Source organism: Pseudomonas sp. TMW22089, assembly GCF_022496645.1.
Taxonomy (GTDB): Bacteria; Pseudomonadota; Gammaproteobacteria; order Pseudomonadales; family Pseudomonadaceae; genus Aquipseudomonas; species Aquipseudomonas paraversuta.
The window spans coordinates 112450-138382 of sequence record NZ_SCFG01000004.1 but is presented as its reverse complement, the minus strand read 5'-3'; the positions used below and the strand labels follow the sequence as shown (position 1 = coordinate 138382).

The following is a 25933-nucleotide window of genomic DNA, read 5'->3' as shown; positions in this document are numbered from 1 at the left end:
CCCCCCGGCGATCACTTAAAGACCGACGTCCGGCAGATGCGGACGGTTGGCCAGGGCCTTGGCCATGATCTGTTCCACATACTCGCGATCAGCCTGTGGCAGGGCCAGACGCGGCGGGCGGGTCAGCGCACTGCCGCGCCCGGCAATCGCTTCGCACAGCTTGATGCACTGCACCAGATCGGCACGGGCATCCAGGTGCAGAATCGGCATCAGCCACTCATAGATCGGCATGGCTTCGGCAAAGCGTCCGGCCTTGGCCAGGCGGAAAATCGTCTCGCCTTCCTTGGGGAACACGTTGGACATCCCCGAGACCCAGCCTTCAGCCCCCACGGCCAGGCTTTCCAGTACCACGTCATCAAGACCGGCGAACAACACAAAGCGGTCGCCCACCTGATTGCGGATGTCGATAAAACGACGGGTGTCGCCGGACGAGTCCTTGAAGCACACCACGTTGTCGCAGTCGGACAGGGAGATAAGAATTTCCGGGGTCACGTCGTTTTTGTAGATGGGCGGGTTGTTGTACACCATCAGCGGGATGTCGGCGTTTTTGGCCACGTAGCGATAATGCTCGGCGGTTTCAAACGGCTTGGAACCGTAGACCAGGGCCGGCATCAACATCACACCGTCAACGCCGACCTTGCGCACAGCGTTGGCCACTTTGGCGGCTTGCACGCTTGTGAACTCGGCAACGCCACAGATAACCGGCACCCGACCGCCGGAGGCGGCCACTGCAACCTCGGTCACGGCGATTTTTTCTTCGGCGCTCAGCGAGGTGTTTTCCCCCACCGAGCCGCACACCACCAGACCAGATACGCCGTCACGGATGACGTTGGAAATCACCTGGTGGGTCTTGTCCAGGTTGATTGTGAAGTCATCGTTGAATTGAGTGGTTACCGCTGGAAAGACACCACTCCAGTTTATGGGTTTGCTCATTGTCTGTTGCCTCTGCTGTTGTAATTGTATTTCGTATACGATTTTAAACGTCGGTACTTTTTGCTCTCTGCAGGCGCTCGCTCGGGCGCTGTGCTGTGAAAAGCTTGCGCCTACAGAAGGGTTACCGGGGGAGGGTCAGGCGCCTGGCCAGGTATCGGACAGACGATAGCCCTGTGGCCAAGGGTCGCTCGGGTCCAGCAGATGCTGGTGGGTGCCGGTAATCCAGGCCCGCCCGGAAATGCACGGATAGATCGCTGCACGCCCGGCGACTTCGGTCATGGAGTCGATACGGCAATGAAATTCGGAACCTATGAGCGAGCGCCCGATAAAACGCTCCCCGACCTGCAACAGCCCTTTGGCCTGCAATACCGCCATGCGTGCCGAGCACCCGGTGCCGCAGGGCGAACGGTCGATCTTGCCGGGACGGATGACCACGGCGTTGGCGCCAGTGGCGATGCCTTGCTCGTACACCACAGGTGCGGCGATCTGGCAAAAAGAAATATGCGACCAGTCAGGGTTCAGCGGGTGCACGAAGCCCAATTGCTCATTGGCCGCATGGGTGATTTTCAGCCCCACCGCCACCAGCTCCGCCGCTTCGTCCGGGGTGATGGAGAAGCCCAGCTCCCGGGCATCGGCGATGACAAAACTGTCGCCACCATAGGCGGTGTCGACCTTGATCGAACCCAGCCCCGGAACTTCGATCCAGGCATCCAGCCGGTCGGCGAAGGAGGGCACGTTTTTGATTTCGACCCGCTCAACCTTGCCGTCGCGGCAATCGGCCACGGCTTCGATCAGCCCGCCCGGGGCTTCGAGTATCAGCCTGGTCTGGGGTTCGGTCATGGGCAAAATGCCGCTGTCGAGCAACACCGTGGACACGCAGATCGAGTTGGAGCCCGACATCGGCGGGGTGTCGGCAGGCTCCATGATAATCCAGGCCATTTGCGCCCGCGGGTCTTTGGCCGGGACCAGCAGATTGACGTGGCGGAACACCCCGCCGCGGGGCTCATTGAGGACAAAATTGCGCAGTGTCTGATCCTGGGCGATCCAGCGTGACTGTTCCCACACCGTGGCACCGGGTGGCGGCGCGACGCCGCCGACAATCACGTCCCCGACCTCGCCCTCGGCGTGACAGCTGACCACATGAATGACTTTGGATGAGCGCATGGTTTTCTCCTATTTCACAGATTTGAGGAATGCTGCAGTTTCAGGATGCAGGGGGTTGCCGATGACTTGATCGGGGGAGCCGATCTCGTGCACCAGGCCATTGCGAAAGAACGCCACCCGGTCGGAGACATCACGGGCAAAGCGGATTTCGTGAGTCACCAGGACCATGGTCATGCCGTCTTCGGCCAGCATGCGCATGGTGTCCAGCACCTCGCCCACCAGTTGCGGATCGAGGGCCGAGGTCGCTTCGTCGAACAACATATAGTGCGGAGACATGGCCAGGGCGCGGGCGATGGCCATGCGCTGCTGCTGGCCGCCGGACAGTTTGCCGGGGAAGGTCTTGAGCTTGTCGCCAAGGCCGACATGGGTCAGTTGTTGCACCGCCAGGGCTTCGGCTTCAGCCTTGCTTTTACCCAGTACCTTGCGCGGGGCCAGCATCACATTCTCCAGCACGGTCAGATGCGGGAAGGCGTTCCATTGCTGGAACACGATGCCGATTTTTTGCCGCAGCCGGTTGAGGTCGGTGGCCTTGTCGTGCACCTCGATCCCGTCTACGCGAATATGGCCTTTCTGGATCGGCTCCAGGCCGTTGATGCACATCAACAGGGTCGACTTGCCGGAGCCGGAGCCGCCGATTATCGAAACCACTTCGCCCTTGTTGACCGTCAGGCTGACGCCCTTGACCACTTCCAGATCGCCGAAGGATTTGTAGACGTTGTCGATCTCAATCATTTTCTTGCCACCTTCTTTCCACACGAGCGCCAAGGCGGGCGACCACCAGGCTCATGACGTAATAGATAAGCCCCGCGATGCACAACACCAGCATCGGTTCCTGGATACGGGTAACGATGGTTTGCGAGGCGCGCAGCAGTTCAACGATGCCGATCCACATCACCAGCGCGGTGTCTTTCATCACGCTGAGTACCAGATTGAGCCAGCCGGGAAACGCTACCCGCATGGCGATCGGCAGCACGATGTAGCGCAGGTCCTGCAGGTAACTCAGCCCCAGCGAGCGGCTGGCCCGGCGCGTGGTGAAGGGCACCGCCAGGACGCCGCTGCGCACGATTTCGGTGAAGTACGCAGCGGCGTATACCCCCAGCACAATGCAGCCGACGCTGAAGGCACTGATGTTCAGGCCGATGATGCTCTTGAGCGAGTTGAACAATACGAACTGGATCAGCAATGGCACGCTGCGAAACACGTCCAGGACCCAGGCCAGCGGCAGGCTGGCCCTTGGCAACAGGGCCCGCAACAGGCCGAAGAGCAGCCCGGCGAGGGTGCCCAGCAGGATCGCCCAGGCGGTCAGTTGCAAGGTGACCCAGGCGCCCTCCAGCAAAAATAAAAAGTCATTCCAGGTAAAGCTGGTGGAAAACATGCTCACGTCCTCAGTAACGGAACAGACGCCAGGCCATCAGCCGGGCTACCGCAACGATCGCCTTGGCAATCAGGTAATACAGCACCGCAGCAATGGCGAAGTATTCGAAGGTGCGAAAGGTTTTGACGTTGTAGTCCTGGGTGACGCCGGTGAGGTCGTTGTTCAATCCGACGATGACCCCCAGCGAGGTCATCAGCACCGCCCACACCATCTGGTTGGTCAGCGGGTAGAACACGATGCGCAACAGCTGCGGGACCACGATCATGCGGTAGGTCTGGAAGGCACTCATGCCCAGCGAGCGCGCAGCCCGCACCTGGGTTTCGGGCACGGCCTTGAGACCGCCGCGAAAGTTTTCGGCCAGGTAACCGGCATTGTTGAAAGTGATCCCGGCCAGCAGCGCGATCCATGAGCTGACATGCAGGCCGAGGGAGCCGAGCCCGAAGTACAGGACATAGATCTGGAACAGCGACGGAGTGTTGCGTGCGATGGAGACCCAGCCGTTGCCGATGCCGCGCAACAGCGGGTTTTTGGTTTCGCGCATGACCGTCAGCGCGAGGGCGATCAACACCCCGAAGATCATCGACAGTGCTGCGGTCTCAAAGGTCACCAGGGCCCCGGCCAGCATGTCCGGCAAGGCGCGCAGGGCTGAGCGCCATTGAAAAGTGTAATCAAACATGGGCGGGTATCTCCTGTGAGGCCGCCGCTGGCAGCCATTGCGGCAGACCGCCGTCGGCCCTGGCGCTGCAGGCGGCATTCACGCATTCGGCGAGGCTGGCGAAGTGCACCTTGCGCCCCACCAGTCCCGGTGCGTAGTGGGCGTACTTGGCTGAATTGGTCATCAGGGTGGTGGCCGCGCAGGGAATCACCGGTTCACCCAGCATGCACCAGCAGGTATCGCTGATCAGGGTCGCGCCGAAGCCTTCGATCACCGCGATATGCCCGGCTGCGCGGGCCTGCTCCAGCACCGCGCGGCCACAGGTGATGACCACGGCTACCTCGGGGTGTTTGTGCCGCCCCTGGCACAGGCCGGCCAGACGCGCGAACTCGCTGAGGGAGAAGTGCGGATTGCCCAGGGACACCACGTCCACCCCGGGGTCACTGGCACTGTTGAGTTCGTGCCAGCTGTGCAACAGGTCCGTCAGGCTGATGGTGACCACCGGCACCGGGCCATCCAGTACCTGTGCCGGGTCGAGGGCCTCGGGTGTGACCCCGGCGATATGAAACAGCGGGGCGGCGCTGGTGGTGGCAAAGGCCGCACCGAACGCCTTGAGATCGTCCAGATCCGGCTGCCTGTCTTCCAGCCCGAGGATCAAGGGAATACGGCTGCCGGCCAGGGCGCCGATGTGGTAGCCCAGCAGCGGGTAGAAGGCATCGTCCAGCTCGCCCAGGGCGGGCAGCTCGACTTGCAGCCGGGCTTTGCGCTGATCCTCCAGGTGGCAGCCAATCAAGGGCGCGCGGCCGGTGAGGGCGATGCAAATGTCCAGATAATCGGGGTATTTAAGGGTGCGCGCGCCTAGCACGCTGTTGGCGTAGACCACTGCGTTGGATTCGGCCCAGACGATCTGTTCGCCGACCTTGGGTGCGCTGTCCAGCAGATAGGGGGCGCAGGTAAAACTCAATTGTGCGCCCATGGCCATATAGGCATCGCCCAAGGCACTGGCGGGCACACCCAGAGCCGGGTCGACCCCCAGTTCGCGCCAGCGGCGCTGGTCGACAGAGATTGAGTTGAGGGTAGTGGGCACCCGTACTTTGGCGCCCCATTCCACCAGTTGTCGGGCAAAGCGCAGACTGGCAGGCCCGGTATAAATGCAGCCGTCGATATGCGCCTGGCTAATGTCCAGCAGCTGTTCAGCGCCCTGTAGCTGTGCCATGCGCAGCACAATCTGCATGGCCACCTGAGCGGCCTTGCCATGCTCACCGTCGAGCAGGGCGCGGTCGTGTCGGGTCAGCTCGATCGAGCAGACCGGTTCCTGGTGTTGTGCCTCGTTGAGCGCTGGCGACCAGCCATCGTCCGGCGGAGCATCGAACAGGCTGACCCGGTCTCCCTCGACCCGGGCAAATGCCCCGGCGCGCAAGCGGGCGAAGGCCTCGTTGCCGATGCACAGCACCGGCAGGGAGCGTTCGAACAGGGTCTGCGCCACCAGCACGCCAAGGGTCAGAATCTCATCGGCCTCGGCCAGCACCAGAGCCGCGGGGGCGTGGCCATTGCTGATCAGCTCCATCAGCACACTGCTGCCGGTACAGGAGCCGCGACCACTGGGAATCGCCAGTATCTGCCCGCCCAGGTGCTCGCCGCTGAGGGGGTGGTGACGGTCAATCACCTCCCCGGTGAACGGCTCGACCCCGCCCCAGAAGCTCAGCCCCACATCAGCGAACAACAATGGGCCCTGGGCCGCGCCGCTGATCAGATTGCGGCCGTTGAGAGAAGTGATCCTCGACATGCTGGCCGACCTCAGTAGTACACGTCAGGTACGGTCAGGTTCGCCGGCGGGATCTCGGTGCCGACCCATTTCACCCACAGCTCCTTGTAACGCCCGGTGCGCACTTGCTGGTTGACGAACAGGTTGAGGTAGTTGAGCAGGCCGTACTCGTTGCGCTTGGCCCCCAGGGACACGTAATCGACCACGTAGGGTGCGTTACCCGCGACTTTCAGATTTTTGTATTTGCCTGACTTGAGGGTGGCGGCGGCCACAGTGTTAGTGACCACAGTGGCTTCGATATGGCCCTGGGCAACGGCCAGCAGGGTGTCGTTCTGCGACTGGTAGGCCCGGAACGAGCCGCTGCCCCAGCTTTTCACGTCTTTTTCCAGGGCAATGGCTTCATAGGTGCCACTGGTATTGCCCAGGGCCTTGCCCTTGAGGTCGGCGAAACTGTTGATCCCGGTGTCGTCGCGGGTCAGCACCACCATCTGGAAGGCAAAGTAAGGAATGCTCAGGCCGACGGTTTTAGCCCGCTCCAGGGTGTCGGAGGTAGAGGCCACGATGATGTCGGCGCGCCCGGAGACCAGCGCCGGAATCCGGTCCGGAAACGGGGTTTCGACAATTTCGGCATCCACGCCCAGCACTTTCGCCAGATCGTTGCAGTAGTCCACGTCAAAGCCCACCGGCTTGTTGGCTTCATCCCGGGAGCCCATGGGCGGGAAGTCCAGGGTTACGGCGCAGCGCAGTTTGCCCGAGCCAATAATGTCGTCGAGTTTGTCGGCCTGGGCGGTGGCGATGAAGGAACTACTGATAACAGCGCTGAGAGCTACGGCAAATACGGGGTTTTTCATGGACGCCTCGCAAGTGTAGGAATGCTGTTGAATAATGGATTATGGATTTCGTATACGATATTTATTTAGCAATTCGTGTGCCGATTTTTCCTGGGTGTCACAATTAAGTGCCGCGTCCGGTTTTTGATGGCGTGCGTGATTGCACTGGGCAGTGGTGCAGGGCGTGTGGGGTGGGAGAGGTGTTACAGAAGGGAGCAACAGTGGGGGGATTGCCCCATAAAGGAACACCTGCCTCCCGATGGCACGGGCTTTTGCCTTGTATCCGGCAAAAGCCCGTGGATGTCAGTCATACCAAGCGCTGCAAACCATCTGTGGGAGCCTGGTTAGCCGGCAAGGTTTCGCTCGGGCTTTTTCTGTGGGAGCTGGCTAGCCAGCGATTGCTTGTGTCTGACCTGTTCAATGTGCACTACACATGGGGTTATTCCAGTCGGATCGAGCGCAGCGCCGCCTCCCATTCCCGCTGTTGTGCCTGGGCATTTCTGACCCGCAGCAGATTCTTGTATTGAATGCTGCTCTGGATGTCAGGAATTTCGGCGTATCCATTATTTGAGATACGACTGATATGAGTGGTTGCGAAAGGTGAAATACCTGCCTGGGGGATTTGCTCCGGCAACACGCCATTAGTCCTGCCCAGCCATGTCTCTTGTACGTAGTTGACGTAGGCTCGATTGGCCTCCTGGGGGGTACTGTGGAGAGTGGGTAGCTGGCGCTGGATGGCTTGCGTATTGCTTTGCACCGATGCGCGCATAGTACTGGATGTCTGTGACAACGAGACCAGGTCCGAGCCAGGCAAGCGGCCGATAATATTTTGCATCACCAGGTCCGGCATTTCGTTCAGACGTACGCCTGTCAACTCCTGGGGCATATCAAAGTGCTGTCGGACATATCGCAAGTCATCCGCAGTTAACGCATGACGAGCCTCTTGACCCAGTCGTGGACTTGCACTGGCTCCTCCTTGAAGTGCTCGGTTCCCCCCGGGAACGCCCCCTGCATGCTGCAATTTATGCTGCCAGCTGCCCACGAACTTGCCGGCACTTTTAACCACCTTGGCCGCAGCCCCGGCCATGGACGGGGCCGCCGAAGCCAGCCCCGTTGCCATGCCCACCCAGCCCAGAATCCGTCCGGCGTTTTCATTGCCACTGGCCAGCAAGGCTATCGAGGCCACGTCCGCTGCCAGCGATACCACGCTCAGGGTCGCGGTGGTGACCGCCGTTACATAGCTGGCGGTCAGCGCCGCAGTGGGCGCTGCCAACGCACCCAGGGAGGCCACGGTGCCGATCACGGCCAGGGCGATGCCGGCCGCCGGCAACAGCCAGTCCAGCCACGAATGGCCCGATGGATCGATGCGGTTGACCGGATCCCCGGCGCAATAGGCATAGCCATTGAGGCCGCCTTCGCCGAAGGGGCTGAGGCTGTCACGGCTGTGGAAGCGCATCAGCACCGGGTTATAGATGCGGTAATCACCCAGGAAGTACCAGCCGCTGTCCTGTTCGCGCAAGGCGCCGGCGTAGCCGAGGCTGCCAATGCCCGGTGCGCTCGCGCCGTAGGCACTGTAGACGGGGGTGTGGATAGCGTCCTGGGCTTCTGTGGTCACTGAACCTTGGGCGTCGGTGCCCAGCAGCATGACTTCGCGCACTGCCGATGCCAGTCGACTTTCTGCCACGGGAACAGCGCCGGCCCGTACCCAGCGGGTTTGAGTGTCTTCACCCAGCTCGCAGCTGAGCTGGCCGCCGGCGTGGTAGCGCCAGCGCGGGCCGCGCAGATCCTCGGTCTTGATGATGTTGCCCGCCGGGCCGTAGTGCCAGCGGCGTTCGCCGGTAGGCAGAGTTACCCCGATCAGTCGGCCCAGGGCATCGTAGTGCAGCGGATTACCGCGCTCGTCGCGTTTGAGATTGCCCAGCGCGTCGTACTCCAGGGTTACCGGTGCCGGATAATCGGCGCGACTGTGGCTGAGGCTAAGCAACTGGGTGAGGTCGGCGGGGTTATAGGTAAATGTACTGACATTGCTGGCGCTGGCGTCGGCAAACACCGTTTCCAGGCGTCGTACATTGTCGAGGGCGTCGTACTGGAAATGCTGCTCGCGGTAAGGGTGGCCGTGGGCATCCTTCGGTAAGTCATGACCGCTCAGACGATGGGTAATCATCCGTGCGCGGTTGTCGTAGTCGAAGCTTTCACCGCGCACCAGTGTGCCGTCACGGGTCAGTTCGCGCCGGGTCAGCTTGCCGTCTTTGCGCCATTGCTGGGTTTGCACTTCTACATGCTGTGCATTCGGCGTTCGGGTAGCCGTTTCACGACGGGCCGGACGGCCCAGGCTGTCGTAGCCCAGGGTTACGGTCATGTCCCGCGAGCCATCGTTTGACTGGGTTCGCTGCTGGTGAATCCGCGAGGCCGCATCGTAGGTCACGCTGACCGTGACGTCAGGGCCTTGCTGTTGAATCAAGCGACCCAATTCGTCGTACTGGCAGCGCTGTTCTGCACCGTCGGCATCGGTCAGGCGCGTGACTTTGCCCGCCGGTGTGGTGCTTTGCTGTTGCGAGCGCGGCTGATCGCCTTGCCAGGCGTAGTCGGCTTTGCTCAGTTGGCCTGAGGGCGACCAGTGATCTTTTTGCAGACCCAGATTGCCCCGGGATTCCAGCAAACGGCCGCTTAGCGGATCGTATTTATTGAATACGCTGATCCCGGGCGCTTGCAGCGACAGCAATGCGTCGCCCAGTTCCGGTTGGCGCTCACTCTGCACTCGGGTTCCATCTGGCAGAATCCGGGTATGGGCGTGGATTTGTCCTTCGGCATATTCCCATTCAGAAACACTCTGCCCGACCTTTTCCCACACCAGTCGGCCCAGGCCGTCATATTTGCGCTCGCCCAGCAGGACTTCATTAGTGCCCAACGACGGATGAGTGATCGAGACCGTGGCCGGTAATTCACCATCGTGCCCTTCAGCATAGGTGCGCTTGATGACACTGCCGTCGGGCAGGGTGGTGGACAGCAGTCGGTCCAGGACATCCCACTGCTGTCGGGTCTCCAGGCCCATGGCATCGGACTGGCTGATGCAGCGGCCAAGGCCGTCATAGGTCCAGCTCAGTTCGTGCTGAAGTACGCCATCGGCGCAATAGAGTTGTTCTTTAAGGGGGCGTCCATCGAGGCTATGGCTGGTCACGGTTTTGGCCCCGGGCACACCCTTGGCATCGGTCTGCCAACTGCTGCCGGTCAGGGCTACCGGGTCGGCGAGGGTGTGCTGGGTGACACCGTTCGCGCCGGTTTCGGTCAGCACATTGCCCCAGTCATCAAAGGTGCGTTCAGTGGTCAGGCTCAGGGCCGGGACGTCTTCGTTACCGGGATCGTAAGTCGTTTCACGGAACACCCGGCCCAGCACGTCATATTCGGCGGTCCAGGCGGTATAGGTCTCACCGCTGTCGGTTTGTTTTTCACGGCGGATTTCCCTGGCCATACCATCGAGCCAGACAGTTTCCTTACGTCCGGAAGCGCCGATTCGGGTCTGGCAGCGCTCGTTCGCTGACAACGAATAGACCCAGTTGACCTTGGCCTCGAAGGCTGAATCCGGAGCCGCGACTTCCTGAGTCACACGGCCCAGGGGATCGTGGGCAAAGGCCAGGCGCGTCAGCTCATCGGTCTGCTCGGTGACCATCAGGCCGGAGTTCAGATCCTGCGACGATTGCGCAACAGTTGACTGGCCATCGTGACCTGTAATGGTGACCTTTTCCTGCAGGACTGCGCGCTCAAGTGCGCGGGCGTTTGGGGCTTGGGTCAGGCTGTAGCTGTAAACCCGGGTAGTGCTTTTACCCTCTACCGTCTGGGTTTCGCTGAGCATGCGAGCGTGATGGGGCGAGGCCGGATCGTTAATGAAATTTTGCGTCGAGCGGCCCAGTTCGGTGGACTGATTGCCCTCAACCAGCAACAAACGTTCTTCACTGCTCTGGACAAAAGTCGGCAATGCAAACCCTGGAGCATCCCCACGCACGGGCAGGGATTGATAGCGATATCGGGTCTGTTTGACCGGGCCTTCGGTGCCGGGTGGCGGGCTGACCGTACGACTTTTCAGACGGGAGATGCGGCCCAGAGGGTCGGCCGGGCAGTTGTCGGTCTCGCCGCTCACCGGGTAGTACTCGGACTCTTCTATTCCACCCAGGGCATTGCGGTGCCACACCGGGTTGCCCAGCTCGTCGTAGCGGGTTTCTTCCTCGGTAACAAGCTCTCGCAGCACCCGTTGGCCATCCAGCTGCGCCTTGCGGGTAATGACTTTATGCGGGAACTGGAAGTAAGGCAGTTGCCGGGCAATGGGCAGCCAGGGCTCGTCGTAATAGGTGGTTTCGGTTTCCTGCAGGGTCTGGCCCTGCAAGGTGCGTTCGCGGGTCAGCAGGTGGAAGCGGTTAAAGGTGCGGCTGATGGTTTGCAGGGGCGTGCCCCGGGCATCCATCAGGGTTTCGGTGGAGCCGTAGAGAAAATCGCCGGCACCGGTCAGGTGATAGAGGTTGTCTTCGCGGTTGCGCCACTGACGTACTGCCGGCCAGCCGAAGTAATTGTTGCTGCCATACAGCCCATAGTCATAGCGAACCAGCTGCACCGGCTGGCCGTCCCCCGGGTCTTTGCGGGTCTGACTGACCACCGGCATCCGCGCAAACGGCGCCCCTGCAGGCAGGTTGAGGCCGTTTGCCTCGCTATAGGTCACTTCCTCGGTGCTGCCGGTGGGCTGGGTGCATTTGCTCAGCAGCAACAGGCCTGAATCACTGCGGGTGTACTCAAACTGCCAGCCACTGTTGGGCAGGCCGTCCACCGTTACCCGGCGCAACTGCCCGGAGACCCGGTGAAAAGACATCACCACCTGTGCGGGGGTATCCGGCTGCAACGTCAGACGGGTTGTCACGCCCTCGTAGGCCAGAGCCAGCACAGTTCGGCCACGAGCATCGCTGACCTTTTGCAGGTAAGCCGCGTTGCCGACTGAACGCCAGTCAAAATTCAGGGCGCTGCCATCGGCCCCCACCAGGGTGCTGACCACCCACAGGCTGGCATGCCCCGGCAAAGGAATCAGGCGTTCACAGCTGCCATCGTTATGCCGGACCCACATTTCCTGACGCTGAACGGTCACGGCGATTACCGGCAAACGCACATCGGGAAAGCGCATGCTCTGGCCGACAATTTCACCGCGTAAGCGCTCGCCGGAATTGAGTTGCAGTTGTTGGCTGGCGCCGTCCCAGGAGGTGGTACCAAGCATCCAGCCCAGACCGAAGCCCTGATCTTCGGCCATCAGCGGACTATGGCTCAGGCGCAACTGGCTGATGGGCCCGCGCAAATCGTTGGCGGCGCCGGTGGGCAGGGTTATCGAGGCAGAGAACGCACCGGTGCGCGGATCGACGCCGGCACTGATGCTGCTCATAAAGTTGTAGGCACCGGAATACAGGTCACCGGCGTTGAGCAGGCTGACGGCGGATTTGATCTGGGGGGTGGAAATTTTGTTAGAAGGGTCGATCACTATGGCTATCTCTTGTTATTGGCAACTTACAAGAAGGAGCTGAAAAAGCCCCATCCAGAAAGGTGGGGCCTTTTCAGTGCTTATCAGGCCAGCGTCAATTCCAGACGCTCACGGTCCTTGGGGTCGAAACGCAGGGTCAAGTGGTGCTCATTGCCATAAACATCCACCAGACTCATATCGCACGGGCCGCGAAAGCCGCCCTGGGATTGTTTGATGTCGACCCGGCCACAGAGCACCAGGCTGCCCTTGTCCCGAACGGCAGCCGGTAGGGTCGGCAACGGGATCACACTTTGCGGGAGCGCGGAGTTCCACTGAACCTGGGTCTTGCCTGGCTCGACATAGCCGACAAAGCTGCTCATCTGGTCATCGGGCAGATTGCTCTCCCACATGATCATGCCCTTGGGCAGCATGCTCATACTCTTGAGTGCAATGGTCTGGCTCGGGGCCGTTTGCAGGGTCAATGTGCAACGGCGATTGAAAATCCCGGCTTTCAAATGCATGGAGGGCAGGTCAAAAAACTCGGAGAGGATGAAGTTATCCTGTGAATAGCGGGGCGGACGATGAACCGTGATATTGGCATCCGGTTTATCGTGGCTGGTCCCACGATCCGGCGTGCCGTCCTCGTACCAGCTCGAGCCATTGGAGCAGAAACGCCGACCATTATCGCCCGTCACCATAAAGGCCAGTCCGATGGTCTGCCCGGCAGCGGCCAAAGACTGACACGACACATAAAACTCAAAGTATTCAAAGCCGGCCTTTGGCCCGATCGAAGCCTTGACCTGGGTATTGGGAAAGTACTCGTAACCTTTGTACCGAGAGGAGGCAGACCAGCCCAGGGAATCGAATTCATCAAAGGGAAGTACCTGGTTGGCATTGCGGTACATAACAATCCGCAGATTGTCTTTTTCACTCTGGGTCAGGCCAACTTCAGCACCACGACCATCCAGTGCCTTGACGCCCAAAGTTACCTTTACCTGTTGCAGGCCATTGGCGTAGATATGTGGCGTGGTGTCGGTGTGCACCTCCATATCATTGATATACCAGTACGGGTCCATATAAGTAGTCATGCTTTATATTCCTGATAAGTGCACCTGACGCGCAGGCGCTATTGAATAAAGCAGCGTCCTCGAAAGAGGGCGCGCTCCAGGGGGCAAGTTATGGCGGTTAAAGCCTGTGTGTTTGTAAATGGGTAGAACCGTCAGAACGCTGTACGGACAGTGTTTACAGTGAGTAGTCCGGGCGTTTGACAGACGGTGCCAGCCATTAAAACCCCTCTTTAACTGGAGATAAGCAAGGGGGGTAAACGGCGTTAAAACAAACCAGTAAGCCTCGTCATCTATTGCTGTTAGATGCGGTCTAAAAAATAAGCGCTATTGTTCGATGGAACAATCTGCGGGGGATGTAAGTCGGGGCTTTACAATAAAGTCACTGGAATGGCGAGTTGCCTGTACCCCCCCACACCTTGTTCGCACTCGGTACGTGCGCTCTTGATAACAAGAGTTGAAGTGGACGGTTGGGCAGAGACTGCCGAAATCACCGATAGCGACGATGACTTGTATGAAACAGGTTGCTGCACCCGGCTTTACGCCAGTCAGGCGTGCCGTTGGGTCATGCAGTCGTGATGCTTGCCGGGGCGCAGATTGCGCAGGGCGCGCAATTGCCGGTCATGGAGGGGCCAGGCCGGTTCAGCCGGGTGAATCCGGGGGAGGTCTTAAGCGGGGCACCCTGCGCCAATGACCAGATCGGTACAGGGCTGTTGCCGGTCAGTGGCTTTGCGGCAGGTGCTCGAACAGGGTCTTGCAGACCCCGGCAATGTGCTCGTCCAGCAGTTTGACCGCCAGTTCCACGTCGCCGCCGCGGCAGGCCTCGATGATTTCCCGGTGCTCATGATCGGCGCGGTCCTTGCCCGCCGACAGGCTCATCTGCATGCGCAGGTAACGCTCCAGCTTGTCGTTGACCGAGCGCACCATGCTGATCAGGAAGGGCCGTTGCGCCGGTTCGTAGAGGCAGGCATGCAACTCCCAGTTGAGCTCGGCCCAGCGGCCAACATCGTCCTCGCCAACAAACTCCTGACAAATCAGCTCGGCGCGGGCGAAGGTGGCTTCGGTCATGTTGGGGATGGCCAGGCGCAGCAACTTGTCTTCCAGAAGCATGCGCACCTCGAACATCTGTGCCAGTTCTGCATCGGAAATACGCGTGACCATGGCCCCGCGATTGCGCTGGAACATCACCAGGCCTTCGGCTTCGAGACGCTTGAGGGCTTCGCGTACCGGGATTTTGCTGACGTTGAACTGGCGGGCAATATCGTCCTGGCGAATCGGTTCATCTTCAGCGAAATGCCCGGCGACAATAGCGTCACGCAAATGCAGGGTGATGATTTCCGAAGTGGAAGGCGAATTGCCCAGGTCGGGGACATTGAGTTTAGGGTGGGCCACGGTGGTCATCGTTTTCTGGAGAAGCAGATATGGTATACGAATTTGCCTGAGCACTCGCTGTGCCGATGGTCGGCTCAGGAGCTTTTAGCCGATTGCAGGGAGCTCTGCGGCACGGGTGCCAGCCGGGCAGGGCGCCCGATGGCGCAACCTTGCTGCCTTTCATTCGTCCACCGGGTACAGGGTGATGGACAGGTCAATCCCCCAAACCTGCATTCGGGCCAGGGTCTGCAGGGATAGCTGATGAGAAAGACTGCCGGGTGCAATCGCGCTGCGATAACCGATATCCAGGGTCTTTCTGGAACATGCCTGCCACAGGGCGTGGCATTGCGGGTCAAGCTGCTCGATGGCGCTGAGCAAGGCATCGATACTTTGTTCCGGAGTTCCGTAGCTCCCCTCAGGGGCAAAGGCTTCAAACCTGGCGTGATAGCCAAGCGGATCCATGTAGCCCACATGTAAACAGCAGATTGGCGCAGTCGTAATGTGCGCAGGGGCCAGGGCTTGTGCGAGTAAAGTCAGGTCGATCGGGGCAATGAGTTCCAGATCGGTATTGAGGTATTGCACGGTTTGTTGATTATCCATATACCCAGGGCTCACTGGTTGGTAAGTGACAGGCAGCGAACCGAAGATACGCGGATTGGTCGACCGCAATCCGGCAAGAATATTTCAAGAAACAACAGTGGCATGTTTAACCGCTGGTAACCCCTGGACCAGCACAGGCGCCTTTTAGCCATGGATATTCTGAGTCTGTCAGCAGCGCCTGATCGCTGCGATCAGTTGGAGGGCGCGGCCGATGTACCCTCAGCACATGCCCGCGAACCAGGCATTTGTTGCAGTGTGCCGGCCCAGAACCCCAGGGCCAGCACACTGACGGCGGCGCCCAGCAGGCACACGCCCGACCAGCCGGACGTGGCATAAACCCAGGTTGATGCGAGCGCCCCCAGGCCGCTGCCTGTTGCGTAAAACAGCATGTAGCAGCCCACCACCCGACTATGGGAGTCGGGGTGCGCACTGAAGATCATGCTTTGATTGGTGACATGAATGGCCTGGGCGCCAAGATCCAGAAGCACGACGCCGAGTATCAGCCACAGCATCGAACTGCTGGTGAACCACAGTGCCAGCCAGGCCATGATTAACAGCCCCAGTGCCAGGCCGGTGGTCCACTGGCCCAGCCCTTTATCGGCCCAGGCCCCGGCCCTCGCGGCAGCGAGTGCGCCCACCACGCCGACCAGGCCGAAGGTGCCGATAGTGGTGTGCGAAAAGGAATAAGGCGGGCTGATCAGGAGAAACACCAGCGCACTCCAGAAAATGCTCAGCACGGCAAACATCAGCAAGGCGAGCATGCCGCGCACTTGCAGCACCCGGTCCTGCCTGAGCAGGGTAAACATCGACAGCACCAGCCTTGGATAGGGTATGGGCGCCGTAGCCGGTTGCTGTGGTGGAAGGACGCGCCACAGAATCAACCCCAGGGCCAGCATCACCAGCGACGAGCCCAGGTACACCCAGCGCCAGCCACCCAGGTCCGAGATCAGTCCGGCGGCCAGACGTGACAGCAACAGGCCGATGACAACCCCGCCCTGCACGGTACCCACCACCCGGCCACGCTCTTGCGGCAAACAGGCGGTGGCTGCATAGGCGATCAGGCCCTGGGTCATGGCGGTACCCAGCAGACCGATGGCCAGCATGCCGGAGAGCATCATTGCCGGGGAGCGGGTGAGGCCGACGCAGACCAGACCGGCGATCAGTACCGCCAGTTGGGCGAGCATCAAGCGGCGGCGATCCAGTTGATCGCCCAGTGGCACGATCAGCAGCAATGCCAGCACGCTGCCGATCTGCGTCGCAGTGATCACGGCACCGACCCTGGCATGACTGATTGCAAAGTCGGTGGCCAGTTGATCCAGCAGCGGTTGGGCATAATAAACATTGGCCACGCTCAGCCCGCTGGCACAGGCGAATAACCCGACCAGCGCCCGCGGCATGCGCCTGCCGGTGGTCGCTGGCGCTGCTGGATCGGGCCGGGAAACTTGATCAATGGCCATGGACGGATCTCCGCTGAATGTAGTTTCAAATCAAGACTGGTTTGATTCTAGGGTAACGAGTCTTAAAATGAAACTTGTTGCACGGAGAAAACCCGAAACTGTACGGAGCAGCCTGTATGACCAAGCATCAAATGAGCCAGGCCACCACGTGCCCGGTTGCCCGCTCTGTGGAGGTAATCGCAGATCGCTGGGCGTTGTTGATTGTGCGTGACGCCTTTGACGGCGTGCGGCGCTTTGGCGATTTCCAGCAGGGTCTGGGGGTGGCGCGCAGCGTCTTGGCCAACCGCCTCAAGAGCCTGGTCGAGGCCGGTATTTTTCAAGTGCAACCGGCTTCTGACGGCACCTCGTATCAGGAATACGTGCTTACCCCGCAAGGTCAAAGCCTGTTCCCGGTGGTGGTGGCGTTAAGGCAATGGGGCGAGCGCTACCTGTTCGGGCCGCACGAAGCGCATTCGCAACTGGTGGACACGGCCACCGGGCAGCCCTTGCCTTTGATGCAGCCCGTGGCAGCCGATGGACGGGCGATCGCGCCTGAACAAGCCCGGGTCAATAAAGTTGTGTGAGTCATGGCGGCTGGCGGGTGACCTGCACCGCGCCTAGCCGATATAAGAAAAAACCGCGTACTCAAAACCGTTGAACTCGAACGAGGCGACTTTTTTCATGCCCATTTTCAAATGCGCCCGCAGCGACGGCTGGTTGTCATTGCGGATGAAAAGTATCCCCTCGCGCCCGGGTTCAAGACGCCGCAGTTCAGCGAACATTATTTGCGCCAGGCCCTTGCCGCGTTCCTCTTCCCCGACACAGACCGGACCATATACATAGGCATCGGGCGTGCCGTGATAGGCGCTGAACATAGCCTTTACAACGGGGATGTCCGCGTTCACCTCCCGGGAGGAGGTTAACAGGAAGCCGGTGACGCGCCCGTCACGGCGGGCAACGATCAGTGGCATGTCCTGCATCATTTTTGCCAGGCGCTCCGCTGACAGACTTGCCGCCAGTGCTCCGCCCCGTGCTGTCTGATTGGCGGCCTGAAGTTCGAGAATGTCGTCCATATCGGCGATGTCGGCTCTGCTTACACCGGTGTCATGTCCGCTCATACCGATATCCCTGTGGGTTGAAGTGGCGGGGCGCTGTGTAGTGTTGCGCATCAGGCTAGCAGGTCAAGAAACCGTGCAAGTCCCGGAACCCGGCCTATGACCGGGGCTGGACGATCAGGCAATCACCGTGAGCGTCTTGCTCAAGCAAAACCAGCGCTCCGACGATGAGTGCGTGCATGCCCTGGGCCAGCTCGGCCTCCATCTCGGCTTCTTCCGCTGCACGTTCAGCCTCTTCGGCCCCCCGGCCGGTAACCGAGTACACGGTGTCGGCCACGGCAATACCGTGGAAGGCCACCGTCGCCAGCAACCAGCGCGCGTGTTGCTTTGAAATGCCATAGACCTGAGCGATATGGCTCTGATGCTCTTCGATCTTGGCGAGCATCGGTTGTGTCGCGGCCAGCCTGCGGATGACGTAAGGCGTCAGCCCGGGGTGGGCCTTGACGAACACCCGCACCGAGGTGGCAAACACAATCATGTATTCCTTCAAGCCGCTACGCCGCTCAGCGTCGGCCCGGGGGATCTGCCAGCGGGTGAAGATCTCCTCGGCGACCATGCTTTTGAGTGCATCCAGGTTGGCAACGTGCTTGTAGAGCGCCATATGGCTGATCCCCAATGCGGCAGCAACGCCGACAAAGGTAATGCTCGGCAAGCCGATCTCAATGCCTGCTTCGACAATACGTTCCCGGGTGATGGTGCGGGGACGCCCGCGGGTAGCAGGTGGTTGTGGCGCTGTCATGACGGATCCTTGAACGGTGGTGACAGTCTTGTAGCTGTCTTGCCAGCATTTCGCAAATTAGTTTATAGTCATGCAACTAATTAAGTTTCTGATTCAGGAGGCCGTTTCATGTGATCAAGCGCTCCTTACATTCCCCCCAAGGCAGGCGTGAACCATCCCTCTCTTCTGAATTTCCGGACATTTGAACTCTATGGACACTCATGACACGGCCCCGGCCAAAACCAGGGTGCGCGGCCCGATCAGCCAGATACTGCATCCTGTGCGTGGACGCCTGATCGTTGCCGGCCTGCTCGCGGCAGCGGGCGCGATGCTCACGCTGGTGCCGCTGGCCGGTATCGCCCATATCGGCAAAATGGCGTTGTCTGATAACGGGCTTGACCCGGCACAGGTGTGGTGGGCGCTGATTGCAGGAGTGGCCAGCCTGTGCGCCGGGATGCTGCTGATATCCGGCGCAGAACTGCTCGCCCACCTGGCGGACAACCGCATTACCCATCACCTGCGCCGGGCGCTTGTGCAGCGACTCAGCAGCGTGCCCCTGGGCTGGTTCACCAGTCGGGCGTCGGGCGAGGTCAAGCAGGCGATGCAGGACGACATCAACACATTGCACAGCCTTACCGCGCATTTCTTCACGACAACGGGGCGTGCGGCCGGCGCGGTTCTGATCTCGCTGATCTACCTGTTCACCATGGACTGGCGCATGGCCATTGTCTCGATCCTGCCGTTCCCCGGATTCTTCCTGTTTTTTGCCCGGGCGATGAAGGCCAGCCAGACCAACATGCAGGCGTTCACCGCCGGTATGGGGCGCATCGATAACTCGGTGGTCGAGTTCGTCAACGGCATCGCGGTGGTCAAGTCATTCAGTACCGGTACCAGGGCACACAGCAGCTACCGCGAAGCAATTGATGCCTTCGCCCTGGCCTTTATCGGATTCACCCGGCCTCTGGTGGCTCCGATGGCCAATGCCAACGCAATGATTGCCCCGGTTACGGTTCTCGGCGTAGTGCTGGTGTCCGGTACGGTGTTCGTGGGCCTGGGCTGGATCGCGGCGCCGGATGTGCTGCCGTTTGCCCTGGTGACGCCGGGGCTGTGCGGGCCGCTGCTGTTGCTGCACTACATCACCCATGACCTTAACCACGCAGCCGGTGCTGCCCGGCGTGTTCAGGCCCTGCTGGATACCCCCGTGCTGGAGCAACCGGCCCCCGGCATGCAGCAGTCGCCAAAGGGAAACGAGATCCGCTTCGAAGGTGTCAGCTACGGCTATGACAGCGCACGCCAGGTCCTGGCCGATGTCAGCTTCACGCTCAAGCCCGGCACCACCACAGCCATCGTCGGGCGCTCGGGCTCCGGCAAGTCGACCCTGGCGCGGCTGCTGCTGCGCTTCTTCGACCCCACGCAAGGGCGCATCACTCTGGGCGGCGTGGATCTGCGCGAGATTGAAACCTGCAACCTCTACCGGCATATCGGTTTTGTCTTGCAGGAGGTGCGCCTGATCCATGCCAGCGTGCGCGACAACATTGCGCTGGGCAGACCATCGGCCAGCCAGCAACAGATCGAGGACGCCGCGCGCATCGCCAACATCCACCAGCGCATTCTGGATTTACCCCGCGGCTATGACTCGGTGATCGGTGAAGATGCGCAGTTTTCCGGCGGCGAGCAGCAGCGTGTGAGCATCGCCCGCGCCGTGCTGCTCGATCCCCCCGTTCTGGTGCTCGACGAACCCACGGCAGCAGCCGACGCTGAAAGCGAAGTCGCAATCCAGGAAGCGTTGTCGCGCTTTGCCCGCGGCCGAACCCTGCTGGTCATTGCCCACCGGCTCGACAGCATCATGCTTGCCGACCAGATCATCGTGCTCGACAACGGCATTGTTCATGAACAGGGCCGCCATGAAGAACTGCTCGCAGGCAAGGGGCTCTATGCCCACTTGTGGGCGCAGGGTGGCTATTCACAATCTGCAGATCTGGCGGTGTCGTCATGCTGAATCCCCTTGTTCAACTACTGGATAAAGATGCGCCGGTCTTGCACCGCTACGTCTGGATGGCAGTGTTACATGGCCTGCTAAGCGGCTTGACCCTCACCACTCTGGTGCCGGTGCTGGATCACTTGCTGGCCGGGGATGTGCGAGGGGCTGCGCTGTGGCTCGGCCTGATGCTGGCCGGCGTGGCCATTTGCTGGGCGTGGCGGCTTCAGCTGGACAGGGCGGGGGTGGCAGTCGGCGTGGCCATACTGCAGGGGGCGCGGCAGCGCATCGGCGAGCATGTCGCGCGTCTGCCCGTGGGCTGGTTTACCGCGCAAAACACCAGTCGCCTCGGGCATGTGATTACCCAGGGCATGATGGCGGTAGCTCAGTTGCCGGCGCATGTATTAACCCCAGTGATCAGCGGCGCCGTGACGCCGCTGGTGGTTGTGGTCGCACTATTTTTACTGCACTGGTCGCTGGGCCTGATTGCGTTGCTCGGCCTGCCCGTTCTGTGCGTGGCATTGTGGTTGACCGCTCGCCTGGGACAACGCGCCGACCGTACGTACCAGCACCATTTTGCCGACGCCAGCCAGCGCATGGTCGAGTTTGCCCAGGCCCAGTCGGTACTGCGCGCCTTCAATGGCGAGGGCGCCAGTACGCAACTTCTGGAACAGGCCCTTGACCAGCAGCGCCGCTCCGGCATGCGCCTGATCTATCAGTCCACTCTTTCGGTGGTGCTCAACGCCTGGGTGGTGCAGGCCGTTTTCGCGGCCCTGCTGATCGCCGCAGCCCTGTGGCTCAACGCGAATCAGGACATCGCACAGCAAAGCGGTACGGTGATTGCGGTGGTTGTCGCGTTGTTATTGACCAGCCGCTTCATCGATCCGCTGCTGGAGGTGGCCAGCTATGCCGAGATCCTGCGGGGGGCGTACGGCCAGCTTGCAGAGGTGCAGAGCATTTTCGCGGTCGAGCCCTTGCCGGAGCCGGATCAGCCATTGGCCCCGGCGGACAGTTCTGTCGAGTTTCGCCAGGTGAGCCTGCGTTATGCCCATGATCAGCCGGATGTGCTGAGTGGCATCAGCCTGCGCATCGAGCCCGGCAGCATGACCGCATTGGTGGGCGCTTCGGGCTCTGGCAAGACCACCCTGGTGCGTTTGATCGCGCGGTTCTTCGATGCAACCCAGGGCAGCGTACTGATCGGCGGCGTGGACGTGCGACAGATGTCCAGTTCACAACTGTCCGCCCGGATCAGTCAGATTTTCCAGGACACCTATCTGTTTCAGGGCAGCATTGCCGACAACATCCGCATCGGCAGTCCGGCTGCCAGTTTTGGTGAAATCCTCGACGCTGCACAGCAGGCCGGTCTGGGTGACCTTATCGAACGTTTGCCCCTGGGCATCGACACACCGGTCGGCGAGGGCGGTGCAAGGCTGTCGGGTGGCGAACGCCAGCGCATCACCATTGCCCGTGCGCTGATCAAGAATGCGCCCATTCTGCTGGTGGACGAGGCCACCGCCGCCCTGGATGCGCAGAATCAGTCAGTAATTGCCCGGACGCTCTCCAGTCTGCGCGGTCGACACACGGTGGTGGTGATTGCCCACCAGCTATCTACGGTGTCGATGGCAGACCAGATTGTGGTGCTCGACAAAGGCCAACTGGTCGAGCAGGGCACGCCTGCGGCATTGCGCGCCAGTGGCGGGCGTTATGCGCATTTTCTGGAACAGCGTCGGGCTGCCAGAGGCTGGCGGATCGCCGTGCCGTCCAACAGCGAGCAAGCCTGATGACCGCACGCTGGCTATGGTGGTTTGCCATCTTGTGCGGGGCGTCACTGCTGGTCGGGGCTCGACAGCTGGAGTGGGGGCAGTTGTTGTCGTTGTCGGGCGATGCCTGGCTGACACTGACGGCCAGCCGCCTGCCACGCCTGGCGGCGCTGGTGCTGACGGGGGTTGGCCTGGCTGTGTGCGGGGTGATCCTGCAGCACATTGTGCGTAACAAGTTCGTCGAACCCGGTACCACGGGCGGGCTGGACGCGGCCAGGCTCGGCATCCTGGTGTCGCTGGTGCTCGCCCCTGGCGCGGGTGCCCCGGCCCGAATGCTGTTCGCGTTGCTGTTGAGCTTCGCCGCGGGTCTGATTTTTGTCCTGATCATACGGCGCATCCAGTTCAAGGGCTCGGTACTGGTTCCGGTTATCGGCCTGATGTATGGCGGCGTGCTGAGCGCCATTGCCGAGTTCTACGCCTATCGCAACAACATCATGCAAAGCATGCAGGGCTGGCTGCTGGGGGACTTTTCCCGGGTCGTGCAGGGCAGTTACGAAATCATCTACCTGATCTTGCCGATTGTCGGGTTGACCTACCTGTATGCCCGGCGTTTCACCCTGTTGGGCATGGGGGAGGGCATGGCCACGAGTCTGGGTCTCAACTATCTGGCCTGGGTGGCGCTGGGCTTGCTGCTGGTGGCCGTCACCGTATCGGCCACTGTCATCACTGTCGGTTCGATCCCCTTTGTCGGGCTGGTCATTCCCAATCTGGTGGCGCTGCGTTATGGCGACAACCTCAGGCGCACGCTGCCCATCGTTGCGCTGGGCGGCGCGTGCCTGCTGCTGGTCTGCGACATCCTCGGGCGGCTGCTGATCTACCCGTTCGAGGTGCCTATCGGCCTGACCGCGGGCAGCGTGGGCGGGGTGCTGTTCCTCGCGTTGATCATCCGGAGGTACAGATGATGCGCCTGCAACCCCGGCACGCGGTATGGATTGTGGTGGTGACGCTGGCACTCATCTTCGTGTTCCTGCACTCGGGCCTGGACTTTGACTATGTGATCCCCAAGCGGATCGCGCGGCTGACGGCCATGCTGATCGGCGGAGCAGCTATTGCCTGGTCGTCGATCACATTCCAGACCCTTACCGGCAACCGGATACTGACGCCGGCGATCATGGGCTATGAGGCTGTCTACTTACTGTGGCAGGCCTTGCTGATTCTATTTATGGGCAGCGCCAGCCTGGTGCTGCTCGGGGTCAACGGCAACTTTATGCTCTCGGTGCTGCTGATGCTCGGCTATTCGTGGGGCATCCATCGCTGGTTGTTCCGCGATGGCAAGAGCAACGTGTATTTCCTGCTGCTGGTGGGGTTTGTACTGACCCTGTTGATCAGCACCTTTACCCAGTTTGTCCAGCTCAAGGTCAGCCCTGGCGAGTTCTCGATCCTGCAGGGCTTCAGCCAGGCCTCTTTCAACCGGGCCCAACCCTCGCAGTTGCTCTTTTCGGGACTGCTGGTGGGGGCGGTTTGCCTGCTGGGACGCAAGACCTTGCCGACCCTCGATGTGCTTTCTCTGGGACGCGACCAGGCCGTTTCTCTGGGGGTCGACTATCGGCGCAATGTACGCCTGCATCTCGCGCTGATCGCGATCCTGGTCGCTGTGTCCACCAGCCTGCTCGGGCCCACGGCTTTTATGGGGGTGTTCGTGGCAAACATCACCTACGCCCTGGCACGCACCTTCAGGCACCGCGTCACGCTGCCACTGGGGGGCGCGATAGCCACCGGCATGTTCATCACCGCGCAACTGCTGGTCGAGCATGTTTTCAACTACAAAACCACCGTCGGCATTCTGGTCAATCTGGTCTGCGGCGGCTATTTCCTGGTGCTGATGGTTCGTACCCGAGGAGCCCCATGATCACTGTCCACGACATCCACAAGGCCTATGGCGCCAAGGCCGTACTGAAGGGCGTAGATGCCTGTTTTCCGGCCCGGAGCCTGACTTCGCTTATTGGCCCGAATGGCGCGGGCAAGACCACGCTGCTGCTGATGATCGCGCGGCTGACGGCGCCTGGCCGTGGTGAAGTGCGCATCGAGGGCCGCCCGGTTGCAGGCATTGATATAGGTGAATACGCCAGGCGGGTTGCGACCCTGCGTCAGGCGCCGGACTTCAACCTGCGCCTGACGGTGGAGGAGCTGGTCGCGTTCGGGCGCTTTCCCTACAGCCGTGGTGCGTTGACCCGCGAAGACCAGCGGGTGATCGACGAGGCCATTGCGTTCCTGTCCCTGGAACCCCTGCGCCATGCCTACCTCGACGAACTCAGCGGCGGGCAACGGCAAATGGCCTTTCTGGCGATGACCATCGCCCAGCAGACGGACTATCTGTTGCTGGATGAGCCGCTGAACAACCTCGATATCAAGCACGCCGTGCAGATCATGCGTGCGCTGCGCCGCCTGTGCGATGAGCAAGGGCGCACCATCATCCTGGTGGTGCATGACATCAATTTTGCCGCCAGCTATTCCGACCACATCGTTGCGATGAAGGAGGGTGCGGTGTATTGCGCCGGCAGCGTTGCCGAGGTGATTACCGAGGCGCGCCTGGGTGAACTCTACGGTCTGGCTTTCGATATCACACAGGGTCAGCGCGGGCGCCTGTGCAACTACTTCAACCCATAAAGAGATCCCCCATGTCCAGCCATCACACACACCGCAGGTGGACGTCGGCCTTGCTGATCGCCGTGACTGCCGCACTCTGTGCATGTAATGAAAAGTCCGCCCAAGCGCCATCCCCACAATCATCAGCGGCGGCTTACAGCCCTGTCACAGTGCAACACCAACTGGGCACGACCCGGATCGACCATGCGCCACAACGGGTGGTCGCCCTGGACATGAACGAGGTCGATTTTCTCGACCAGTTGGGGGTACCTGTGGCGGCGATGCCAAAGGATTTCGTCCCGCATTTTCTTGCCCGCTACAAGGATGCAGCGAGCGTCGAGGACGTGGGCTCGATCGTGCAGCCCAATCTGGAACGCGTTCATGGCGCCCGGCCTGATCTGATACTGATTACATCGCTGCAGGCCAATCGCTTTGAGGAATTGAGCGAGATGGCCCCGACCCTTCATTTTGATGTCGACTATCGCGATAGCCAGGCGCGCCACATCGACGTCATCAGGGAGCACCTGATGACGTTGGGAGACGTCTTCGCCCGGCAGGCGCTCGCCCGGCAGAAGGTCAACGAACTGGACACCCGGGTCGAGGAGGTCAGGCGTATCACTGCGGGGCGCCCCGACAAAGCATTGGTGGTTTTGCACAACAATGGCGCCTTCAACTCCTTCGGCGTGCAGTCGCGCTACGGCTTCATCTTCAGTGCCCTGGGGGTGAAGCCGGCCGGCCCGAATGCCGAAACCGGCCTGCATGGCCAGCCGATTTCCAGCGAATTCATCCTGCAGGCCAACCCCGACATCATCTTCGTCGTCGACCGCACGGCAGTGATGGAGCGTCGACCGGTGATGGATGCCCGAAGCATGGATAACCCGCTGCTGCGCCAGACCAAGGCCTGGAAAAACGGGCGGGTGATCTTTGTCGATGCCCAGGCCTGGTACGTGACCGGGGCCAGTCCGACCTCACTGAAATTGATTATCGACGACGTCGAAAAGGGCTATCAGCGCTAAAGGGTGCCAGGCCGTAGCC

At 60.9% G+C, this 25933-nt stretch carries 21 protein-coding genes; 7 read left to right on the top strand and 14 right to left on the bottom strand.

All coding sequences use genetic code 11. From position 1 onward, the window contains the following. Positions 1 to 15 precede the first annotated feature (15 nt). The 12 genes from EQV90_RS06155 to EQV90_RS06100 form a co-directional block, all read right to left on the bottom strand. Positions 16 to 933 carry a dihydrodipicolinate synthase family protein gene (locus tag EQV90_RS06155; protein WP_003445196.1) on the bottom strand — a complete coding sequence of 306 codons (918 nt, stop codon included), beginning with the start codon at positions 931 to 933 and terminating at the stop codon, positions 16 to 18. Positions 934 to 1068: 135 nt separating this feature from the next. Beyond that, on the bottom strand, positions 1069 to 2097 hold the full coding sequence (locus EQV90_RS06150) for a proline racemase family protein (protein ID WP_010656606.1): 1029 nt from the start codon (positions 2095 to 2097) through the stop codon (positions 1069 to 1071). 9 nt (positions 2098 to 2106) lie between these two features. After that, the gene (locus tag EQV90_RS06145; protein WP_240877888.1) at positions 2107 to 2829 is read right to left on the bottom strand and encodes an amino acid ABC transporter ATP-binding protein; all 723 of its coding nucleotides are present in this window, start codon (positions 2827 to 2829) and stop codon (positions 2107 to 2109) included. Further along, on the bottom strand, positions 2822 to 3472 hold the full coding sequence (locus EQV90_RS06140; protein WP_003445205.1) for an amino acid ABC transporter permease: 651 nt from the start codon (positions 3470 to 3472) through the stop codon (positions 2822 to 2824). Before EQV90_RS06140 ends, EQV90_RS06145 begins: the two co-directional genes overlap by 8 nt. A 10-nt stretch (positions 3473 to 3482) precedes the next feature. Further along, positions 3483 to 4148, bottom strand: a complete 666-nt coding sequence (locus EQV90_RS06135) for an amino acid ABC transporter permease (protein ID WP_003445208.1) — start codon at positions 4146 to 4148, stop codon at positions 3483 to 3485. Beyond that, a complete protein-coding gene (locus tag EQV90_RS06130) occupies positions 4141 to 5913 on the bottom strand; it encodes an aconitase family protein (protein ID WP_240877887.1) in 1773 nt (590 codons plus the stop codon). The genes EQV90_RS06135 and EQV90_RS06130 overlap by 8 nt, the downstream gene beginning before the upstream one ends. Positions 5914 to 5924: 11 nt before the next feature. Then, on the bottom strand, positions 5925 to 6743 hold the full coding sequence (locus EQV90_RS06125) for a transporter substrate-binding domain-containing protein (RefSeq protein ID WP_003445213.1): 819 nt from the start codon (positions 6741 to 6743) through the stop codon (positions 5925 to 5927). Positions 6744 to 7161: 418 nt separating this feature from the next. Further along, on the bottom strand, positions 7162 to 12231 hold the full coding sequence (locus EQV90_RS21740; protein ID WP_240877886.1) for an RHS repeat-associated core domain-containing protein: 5070 nt from the start codon (positions 12229 to 12231) through the stop codon (positions 7162 to 7164). Positions 12232 to 12314: 83 nt separating this feature from the next. Then, positions 12315 to 13298 (bottom strand): hypothetical protein, encoded by a 984-nt coding sequence (locus tag EQV90_RS06115; protein ID WP_240877885.1) that lies wholly within the window; start codon positions 13296 to 13298, stop codon positions 12315 to 12317. Positions 13299 to 13994: 696 nt separating this feature from the next. Next, positions 13995 to 14675 carry a GntR family transcriptional regulator gene (locus EQV90_RS06110; protein WP_003445228.1) on the bottom strand — a complete coding sequence of 227 codons (681 nt, stop codon included), beginning with the start codon at positions 14673 to 14675 and terminating at the stop codon, positions 13995 to 13997. Positions 14676 to 14825: 150 nt separating this feature from the next. Next, a complete protein-coding gene (locus EQV90_RS06105) occupies positions 14826 to 15245 on the bottom strand; it encodes a hypothetical protein (RefSeq protein ID WP_010656600.1) in 420 nt (139 codons plus the stop codon). A 191-nt stretch (positions 15246 to 15436) separates the two neighbouring features. After that, a complete protein-coding gene (locus EQV90_RS06100) occupies positions 15437 to 16702 on the bottom strand; it encodes an MFS transporter (protein ID WP_240877884.1) in 1266 nt (421 codons plus the stop codon). Positions 16703 to 16818: 116 nt separating this feature from the next. On the opposite strand from EQV90_RS06100, the gene EQV90_RS06095 reads away from it, so the two are divergent. Beyond that, positions 16819 to 17265, top strand: a complete 447-nt coding sequence (locus tag EQV90_RS06095) for a helix-turn-helix domain-containing protein (protein WP_003445233.1) — start codon at positions 16819 to 16821, stop codon at positions 17263 to 17265. A gap of 33 nt (positions 17266 to 17298) precedes the next feature. On the opposite strand, the gene EQV90_RS06090 is transcribed toward EQV90_RS06095, so the two are convergent. Together EQV90_RS06090 and EQV90_RS06085 are read right to left on the bottom strand one after the other, a co-directional pair. Continuing rightward, entirely contained in the window at positions 17299 to 17799 is a 501-nt protein-coding gene (locus tag EQV90_RS06090) for a GNAT family N-acetyltransferase (protein WP_240877883.1), read from the bottom strand. Positions 17800 to 17893: 94 nt separating this feature from the next. Beyond that, positions 17894 to 18535 (bottom strand): TetR/AcrR family transcriptional regulator, encoded by a 642-nt coding sequence (locus EQV90_RS06085; protein ID WP_003445237.1) that lies wholly within the window; start codon positions 18533 to 18535, stop codon positions 17894 to 17896. 190 nt (positions 18536 to 18725) lie between these two features. On the opposite strand from EQV90_RS06085, the gene EQV90_RS06080 reads away from it, so the two are divergent. From EQV90_RS06080 to EQV90_RS06055, 6 genes are read left to right on the top strand one after another with little or no spacing between them, the layout of a single operon-like run. After that, a complete protein-coding gene (locus EQV90_RS06080; RefSeq protein WP_240877882.1) occupies positions 18726 to 20513 on the top strand; it encodes an ABC transporter ATP-binding protein in 1788 nt (595 codons plus the stop codon). Beyond that, complete coding sequence (locus tag EQV90_RS06075) at positions 20507 to 22273, top strand: ABC transporter ATP-binding protein (protein ID WP_240877881.1); 1767 nt, start codon at positions 20507 to 20509, stop codon at positions 22271 to 22273. The genes EQV90_RS06080 and EQV90_RS06075 overlap by 7 nt, the downstream gene beginning before the upstream one ends. Next, positions 22273 to 23214 (top strand): iron chelate uptake ABC transporter family permease subunit, encoded by a 942-nt coding sequence (locus EQV90_RS06070; RefSeq protein ID WP_160627522.1) that lies wholly within the window; start codon positions 22273 to 22275, stop codon positions 23212 to 23214. Before EQV90_RS06075 ends, EQV90_RS06070 begins: the two co-directional genes overlap by 1 nt. Next, the gene (locus tag EQV90_RS06065; protein ID WP_276617499.1) at positions 23211 to 24161 is read left to right on the top strand and encodes an iron chelate uptake ABC transporter family permease subunit; all 951 of its coding nucleotides are present in this window, start codon (positions 23211 to 23213) and stop codon (positions 24159 to 24161) included. The genes EQV90_RS06070 and EQV90_RS06065 overlap by 4 nt, the downstream gene beginning before the upstream one ends. Continuing rightward, on the top strand, positions 24158 to 24919 hold the full coding sequence (locus EQV90_RS06060) for an ATP-binding cassette domain-containing protein (RefSeq protein ID WP_240877880.1): 762 nt from the start codon (positions 24158 to 24160) through the stop codon (positions 24917 to 24919). Before EQV90_RS06065 ends, EQV90_RS06060 begins: the two co-directional genes overlap by 4 nt. Before the next feature lie 11 nt (positions 24920 to 24930). Further along, positions 24931 to 25914: a siderophore ABC transporter substrate-binding protein gene (locus EQV90_RS06055; RefSeq protein ID WP_240877879.1), complete on the top strand. Its 984-nt coding sequence runs from the start codon at positions 24931 to 24933 to the stop codon at positions 25912 to 25914. The last annotated feature ends 19 nt before the right edge of the window (positions 25915 to 25933 follow it).

What these genes read in the sequence shown, in the direction of transcription:
- EQV90_RS06155 (WP_003445196.1), bottom strand. Translation starts at nt 933, where the DNA reads ATGAGCAAACCCATAAACTGGAGTGGTGTCTTTCCAGCGGTAACCACT.
- EQV90_RS06150 (WP_010656606.1), bottom strand. Translation starts at nt 2,097, where the DNA reads ATGCGCTCATCCAAAGTCATTCATGTGGTCAGCTGTCACGCCGAGGGC.
- EQV90_RS06145 (WP_240877888.1), bottom strand. Translation starts at nt 2,829, where the DNA reads ATGATTGAGATCGACAACGTCTACAAATCCTTCGGCGATCTGGAAGTG.
- EQV90_RS06140 (WP_003445205.1), bottom strand. Translation starts at nt 3,472, where the DNA reads ATGTTTTCCACCAGCTTTACCTGGAATGACTTTTTATTTTTGCTGGAG.
- EQV90_RS06135 (WP_003445208.1), bottom strand. Translation starts at nt 4,148, where the DNA reads ATGTTTGATTACACTTTTCAATGGCGCTCAGCCCTGCGCGCCTTGCCG.
- EQV90_RS06130 (WP_240877887.1), bottom strand. Translation starts at nt 5,913, where the DNA reads ATGTCGAGGATCACTTCTCTCAACGGCCGCAATCTGATCAGCGGCGCG.
- EQV90_RS06125 (WP_003445213.1), bottom strand. Translation starts at nt 6,743, where the DNA reads ATGAAAAACCCCGTATTTGCCGTAGCTCTCAGCGCTGTTATCAGTAGT.
- EQV90_RS06115 (WP_240877885.1), bottom strand. Translation starts at nt 13,298, where the DNA reads ATGACTACTTATATGGACCCGTACTGGTATATCAATGATATGGAGGTG.
- EQV90_RS06110 (WP_003445228.1), bottom strand. Translation starts at nt 14,675, where the DNA reads ATGACCACCGTGGCCCACCCTAAACTCAATGTCCCCGACCTGGGCAAT.
- EQV90_RS06105 (WP_010656600.1), bottom strand. Translation starts at nt 15,245, where the DNA reads ATGGATAATCAACAAACCGTGCAATACCTCAATACCGATCTGGAACTC.
- EQV90_RS06100 (WP_240877884.1), bottom strand. Translation starts at nt 16,702, where the DNA reads ATGGCCATTGATCAAGTTTCCCGGCCCGATCCAGCAGCGCCAGCGACC.
- EQV90_RS06095 (WP_003445233.1), top strand. Translation starts at nt 16,819, where the DNA reads ATGACCAAGCATCAAATGAGCCAGGCCACCACGTGCCCGGTTGCCCGC.
- EQV90_RS06090 (WP_240877883.1), bottom strand. Translation starts at nt 17,799, where the DNA reads ATGAGCGGACATGACACCGGTGTAAGCAGAGCCGACATCGCCGATATG.
- EQV90_RS06085 (WP_003445237.1), bottom strand. Translation starts at nt 18,535, where the DNA reads ATGACAGCGCCACAACCACCTGCTACCCGCGGGCGTCCCCGCACCATC.
- EQV90_RS06080 (WP_240877882.1), top strand. Translation starts at nt 18,726, where the DNA reads ATGGACACTCATGACACGGCCCCGGCCAAAACCAGGGTGCGCGGCCCG.
- EQV90_RS06075 (WP_240877881.1), top strand. Translation starts at nt 20,507, where the DNA reads ATGCTGAATCCCCTTGTTCAACTACTGGATAAAGATGCGCCGGTCTTG.
- EQV90_RS06070 (WP_160627522.1), top strand. Translation starts at nt 22,273, where the DNA reads ATGACCGCACGCTGGCTATGGTGGTTTGCCATCTTGTGCGGGGCGTCA.
- EQV90_RS06065 (WP_276617499.1), top strand. Translation starts at nt 23,211, where the DNA reads ATGATGCGCCTGCAACCCCGGCACGCGGTATGGATTGTGGTGGTGACG.
- EQV90_RS06060 (WP_240877880.1), top strand. Translation starts at nt 24,158, where the DNA reads ATGATCACTGTCCACGACATCCACAAGGCCTATGGCGCCAAGGCCGTA.
- EQV90_RS06055 (WP_240877879.1), top strand. Translation starts at nt 24,931, where the DNA reads ATGTCCAGCCATCACACACACCGCAGGTGGACGTCGGCCTTGCTGATC.